Origin of the sequence: Plebeiibacterium marinum (assembly GCF_026013615.1) — a bacterium.
GTDB classification, from domain to species: Bacteria; Bacteroidota; Bacteroidia; order Bacteroidales; family Marinilabiliaceae; genus Saccharicrinis; species Saccharicrinis marinus_A.
In genome coordinates this window covers 1-512 of sequence record NZ_JAPDPI010000134.1, presented here as the reverse complement: position 1 = coordinate 512, position 512 = coordinate 1, and the positions used below count along the sequence as shown (strand labels likewise).

1 pseudogene is annotated in these 512 nt (G+C 32.0%); it reads right to left on the bottom strand.

The annotated features are described in order from the left end of the window. Positions 1–449: pseudogene (locus tag OM074_RS21210) on the bottom strand (IS1634 family transposase); the annotation flags it as partial. Positions 450–512 lie beyond the last annotated feature (63 nt).

Here is a 512-nt window from a genome sequence, read left to right as displayed (position 1 = left end):
TCAAACTTTTCATAATCAATCTCTATTAAAACATCACCAGACATGGTAAGGTATTTATTGTATCCTCTATTATTAATGTTGGATTTTGTGAGTTTTCCAGATTTTACTTTTTTCTCCAATCTGGATAATCCTCTTTTCCTGTTATATGCATCTTTTGATGCTCTTTTTTTTGAATAGGAAATAATGAGCCGTTTCCTATCAGGCTTATTGATGCAATACACTTCTCCATCGCTTAAGGTCAAGTTGAGAATCTTTTGTTTGATGGCTTTTGATTCATTCTTTAGCCGAGCTCCCAGGATATATTCGTATTTGTCTTGTTCCAGAGAAATTAAGTTATTTTTTGACAACAGGCCCGAATCTGCAATAACTATTGGTTTTGATAAGTTAAACTTGGCGCTTATTTTTTCTAAAAACGGGCTAAGTACATGACAAAACTTTATAACATTCATCTAAATCATTGTTGTTAATGGGATTACTTAATGCATGAGCCATTCTGATTAAACCATATTTAA